We start from the raw sequence: 5,077 nt of genomic DNA on the forward strand, positions 1-5,077 counted from the left end.
GTCTCCGGGTCGAGATCCGAAAGTTTGGTCATCAGCTCGTCGTGGAACATATCCGAAGGAAATACCCTGAGCCCGATGCCCTCGGCAGCGAGAATGAGGTTCTGGCAGCTGTGCCCGGCCTCGATCAGGGCGCTCCGGTACCCCCGGTTTCCCAGCGCCCAGACCGAGCGGTACGGCACGGCAACCCAGAGGAATGCCACTGCTGCCCTTGTCAGGATCTTGAAATTTAAGCTCGCTGTGCTCATCTCCATCGTCAGGTCCGAATCGATCCGTTCCGCAACAATACTGTGGGATTTCGGGAGGTACCGGTACAGGCCGGTCTCAAGCCCCTCGACCTCGTTTGCCACAAAAAAGATCTCCAGCGGATAGCGCGAGCCGCTGGAAGGGACGTTCCTGAGCTGGATGGTCTCCGCTACAATCTTCCGGAATCCCTGCATGCACCAGAGGAGGTACGAGAGTTCCGCGAGCGTGACAGAGGAACGCGAGAAGAACCCCACAGGCTCCCAGGTTGCGATGGCGTTTCTTACGGGAATCTCCCCTCCTTTGAACTTCTTCGGATCCGGGAGCCGGATTGTTGTCTGGCCTTCCTTTACCGGGAGCTCATGCGGGGGCTCCGGCTTTCTGAGGACAAGGTCCACCGTGGAATAATCAGGGTACCGGGTCCTTTCCATGAATTCCTTACAGATTGTGCTCATTGTTTCATGCTCCAGAAAACAGGACTCCTAAAAATTGTATACCTGGTTACCGGGATGCCCCGGAATACAGTGTGTGATACGAGACAACTGGTTCATGCTGCTGCTTTTAGGTACAGGTTAGCGTAGACAATCTGGCCCTTGCTTTTGGGGTGCCTCTCGCCAAGGTCGCCGATATAGTGGTCGAAGGTTTGCGTAACACCATCGACTTCCTTCTCGACCGTGCCAACTTTCTGGTACCCGGGCATCATGAACTTGATCTTCCCGAGCACGTACATGTCGCCCTTGACCATCTGGCCGCCGACACGGCCCTCGACATCGCCCTTGATGATAACGGTGCCACCTTCTGCATGGGGTGCGACGTGGATGAATGCGTTCTTCTCAATGATGATGGTGCCGCCGAGCATGAAGGTCCCGATATCATTGCCGGCACTGCCCCTGATCCGGATCGTGCCGCCCTTCATGCCCCTCCAGTCGCCACGGTACGCGCAGCCGACATGGTTCTTGGCATCGCCATCGATAAGGATCTCGCCACCCTGCATCTGGATGCCGCAGAACGAGTCAACGTTACCCGTGACATAGATCTTTCCACCCTTCATCCAGCCGCCGAGATACATGTCGGCATTGCCGTTGACCGTGACGGAGCCGGCCGTCATTTTCGAGCCAATGTATTTTACCCGGGCGCAGTCGCCGTTGATGATAATATCCGTGTCCGCCGCAGTCTCGCCGGCATTTCCGGAGACCTCGAAGAAGTCCCCGATCGTCGTCACGATCTTGCCCTCGTGACCCGTAAGCCCGGCGATCTGCTGTGCGGTCTTTCCTGCAAACGCATCGGGTGTGATGCTGTAACCCTCGAAGATGAGCTCGGGGGTCTTGATCGGTTTTAACGTTACGGTTGCCATGGTTGCATCAGGCCTCCACTTCAACATCGATAACCATCGGGTGCGGGGCAAGATAGTCCCGGACCACGTAGTTGATGAGGTCAACCGTATAGTCCTTCGTGAAGCTCTGGGCAATATCGCGTTTGACCTGCGCGTTCTCGGGAACCTTTGCATTGACCCAGACCGTCTTCTTGTGGCCATTGCTGACAACCTCGCCATCCCGGACCACGATCTCGCCCGATTTGACAAAGCATGCTGCACGCTGGAATGCTGCCTCGATCTTTTCGGGATCTTTGGGCATGTCCTTGTAGTTGAGGTCGAGGACCATCACATCACCAAGCATGCCGGGAGCAAGCCCCCCGTAATAGGCACCAAGGCCAAGACATTTTGCCGGGCCGGACCGGGTCATCTGGGCGATCTCGAAGAGGGTGAGTTCCCGGTCGATGCCGTGGATGTGGGTTGCATCGATGACCTTGTCCTTGTGTCTGAACGAGTCGAGGGTAGCCTCGCGGGCTTTCTTTGACATCAGCCACTTGATAACGCGGGGGTACCGGGTGAACGGCCCTGCGTTCGGGTGATCGGTGGTGACGAAGGTCCGGCTCATGTCCTGTGCAAAGAGTGCCAGTTCAAGGCCGATCGCCCACTGGATGTCGCAGACCTTGACGTTCGGGTCGTAGATGTACGGCACCACGCCGGCTGCGGTCTCGAGCTCGACATCGACATTGGCCCACTTCAGGTGATTGAGCCCGCGGAGGTGGTGCTCGAACGGGCCGTCTGCTGTCATCGTGGTCGTCTCATCGAACGTGACACAGCCGAGGTCGACCGTAATGGCCTTGTTCCTGTTCACGTAGTCCATGACCTCTTTTGCGCCCGACTCGAAGTCTGCCCAGCCGGTCCCCTTGTAGGAGTGGAACTGGATATGGGTCGAGTGCATGACCTGCTCGCGACCGAACTTGTTCTTTGGTTTGACCTGCTCGGCAAGTTTCAGCGAATCGATGGTCAGCTGGTAATTGCCGGGGTTGCCAAGATCGTTCTGGTGGATATGGATCGAGTGGGGAAGACCGAGGTATTCGTTCGCTTTCATCAGCCCGGTGATGATCTGGCGGGGGGTGGTCTCGAAGTACGGGACCGGGTCGTCAAGAGCGATACAGTTCAGGCCCCAGCCCCATGCCGCCGTGCCGCCGGGGTTGACGATCTTGATGCCGAAGCCCTTGGTGGCCCTGAGGAGCCAGGCAATGTACGCCGCGGTGTTCTCGACCTCGCCTTTCTTGAGATAGTCCATCACGAACCAGTTGTTGCCAAAGACCGGGAGTGCGGCTTCATCAATGATCGGGGTGTCATGGATCTCCTCGTGGACATGCGGGGCGAGCAGCGGGGGCATTGCCGCTTCCATCACAAACGAGTACCCCATCCGGGCGTATTCGTAGCCGGTCTTGAAGACCGTGGGGATCGAGAAGCCGGACTCCATGCGGTAGCCGTTCTTCTGGGCCATGTTGCCGCGGACGATTCCTGCCCGGAACTTGTCCTCGGGACGCATCAGCCGGCCCGCGTTGACCTTGGGCCCGGCTACGTGGGAGTGGACATCCACCCCGCCGGCCATGACGACCTTGCCTTTCGCGTCAATGACTTTGGCAGAGGAGCTGACCTTCTCAACAATCTTTCCATCCTTGATGGCGACATCGCCGACATCGCCATCGATCTTGCGGGCCGGGTCGACAACAAAGCCGCCTTTGATGATGAGTTCTCTGGATGCCATCTTCAGCTCACCGCCGGGTTCTGGGGGTATTTCCGGTCTTCTTTTGCCGCAAGCCAGATCGGCTGGGTGTTCGTCAGTTCGCACATGCGCTCGTAGACCATATCGAAGAGTTCCTCGTCGCTCGGGACGCCGGGCAGGCCCTTGATGACGGCCCGGAACTGGATCGGGACATTGTCCATGCGGTAGACAACCCCCGGCTCGTCCACGCCCGCTATACGGACGGGAATGTGGAGGTCGGCGATCTCGCTGGCCATGCAGAAGTTCGGGTCAACAGTAATGAACGGGTGCTTCTTCAAGTGCTGGACAGCCTGGATGGGGAAGTGTGCTCCTGCATCGGTCCCTACATTGACAAAACAGTCCACCTCGTCGCGCATTGCAAGGTCGACCGAGCTCGTCTCGCCCGGGTTCATGTGGGCGTGCGAGCCTTTCGAGAGGTCGATGCAGTACGGGAACCCGAACTGCCAGGACCAGACCTGGCCGGGGCCGGCAATGTTGTAGTGGCCCCGCATTGCCATGATCGAGCACTTGGTGTGCTCGTTGAGGTCGCGCGTGTAACTGATGGCAGCGTCCACATTGTGGTTGCGGCCATCGGAGTGCGTGCAGCCCATGCCGAAGAAGATCATGCAGAACTTGGCCTTCTTCATGATCTCGACGGCCTCCTTGATCTTCTCGCGGGGGATGCCGGCAACCGTCTCGGGGATCTCAAAGCCTTTGAGCACGGTGCGGAACGCGTCGAAGAGCTCGTAGTCGTGCCCCTGGTCGAGCATCAGGTGGTGATCGGCAAGCTTTGCGGTATCGGTCTCGCGCGGGTCAACACAGAGAACGGTCCGCTGCATCTGGCCCTTCTGGGTGAAGTAGCCGCGGGGGAAGATCGAGTACCGCGACGTGTGGCGGGGGTGGGCGTGCATCGGGTTGCAGCCCCAGAAGACCACGACATCGGCACGGTTCTTGGCCTCGCCAAGGGTGCAGCTCGGGTACCCGTTGTCGAAGATTGCAAGGAACGAGGGGCCATGGCAGATGGTTGCGCAGTTGTCGAGCACCGCACCGGCCTTCTCGGCGATGCGGGCGACTGCACTCATGCCCTCGCAGTTGGTGGAGCCAAAGCCGTAGATGAGAGGTTTTTTCGCGTTGAGCATGGTCTTTGCCATCCAGTCGACTGCCTCGGCATACGGTATCTCCTTCATGGAGCCGTCGGGCTGGCGCATTCGCGGGAGCTTCGGGCGGGTGGGATCGTTTGCATGGTGGAACAGGTTGTTCCCGATGATGCAGGCATTGTGCACTTCGAGGATCTTGGTTTCGTCATCGGAAACGAGCACTTCAATGTCGTCGCAGGACGACCCGCAGTACGGGCATCCCACGCCTTTGATAAGCTTAGGCATAATTACTGACCTCCTTGCCAGAGCCCGACCGAGCCCTGAACGAGCTCAAGGGCAGATTTTAGTTTTTCGTTTGGTGCAGGTTCGACCGTGACCGGAAAGCCGCTGTACTGCGGGGTGCCGGTGGACTGGGTCCGGGGCGGGACCACCTGGTTTGCCCAGACGCCCTGCCGGATATGGGCAAGACCCGGCGGGCAGTATTGGGTGGGCTCGATGGCCTTGACAATAACGGTACCGCACTCACTGGGCACGCGGATGTTGGTGTTCTTCCAGATGCCGGCCCGTTTGATGTCGTCCGGGTGCATCTCGGAGATGGAGCAGGCATCGAAATAGTCCGGGTTTGTCTTTCCCTTCTCCATGGACTCGCCTTCC

5 protein-coding genes are annotated in these 5,077 nt (G+C 58.8%); all 5 read right to left on the reverse strand.

Annotated features, from left to right (window positions below):
• A partial coding sequence (locus tag CW742_RS06945; RefSeq protein WP_292418339.1) for a SagB/ThcOx family dehydrogenase occupies positions 1–695 on the reverse strand: 695 nt, incomplete at its 3' end.
• 92 nt (positions 696–787) lie between these two features.
• Positions 788–1,594 (reverse strand): formylmethanofuran dehydrogenase subunit C, encoded by an 807-nt coding sequence (locus CW742_RS06950; protein ID WP_292418342.1) that lies wholly within the window; start codon positions 1,592–1,594, stop codon positions 788–790.
• 7 nt (positions 1,595–1,601) lie between these two features.
• The gene (locus CW742_RS06955) at positions 1,602–3,329 is read right to left on the reverse strand and encodes a formylmethanofuran dehydrogenase subunit A (RefSeq protein WP_292418344.1); all 1,728 of its coding nucleotides are present in this window, start codon (positions 3,327–3,329) and stop codon (positions 1,602–1,604) included.
• Positions 3,330–3,331: 2 nt separating this feature from the next.
• The gene (locus tag CW742_RS06960; protein WP_292418347.1) at positions 3,332–4,708 is read right to left on the reverse strand and encodes a formylmethanofuran dehydrogenase subunit B; all 1,377 of its coding nucleotides are present in this window, start codon (positions 4,706–4,708) and stop codon (positions 3,332–3,334) included.
• A gap of 2 nt (positions 4,709–4,710) precedes the next feature.
• On the reverse strand, positions 4,711–5,077 hold a 367-nt coding region (locus CW742_RS06965), incomplete at its 5' end, for a molybdopterin dinucleotide binding domain-containing protein (RefSeq protein ID WP_292418350.1).

It is taken from the genome of Methanoregula sp., assembly GCF_002835825.1.
In the GTDB taxonomy this organism is placed as follows: domain Archaea; phylum Halobacteriota; class Methanomicrobia; order Methanomicrobiales; family Methanospirillaceae; genus Methanoregula.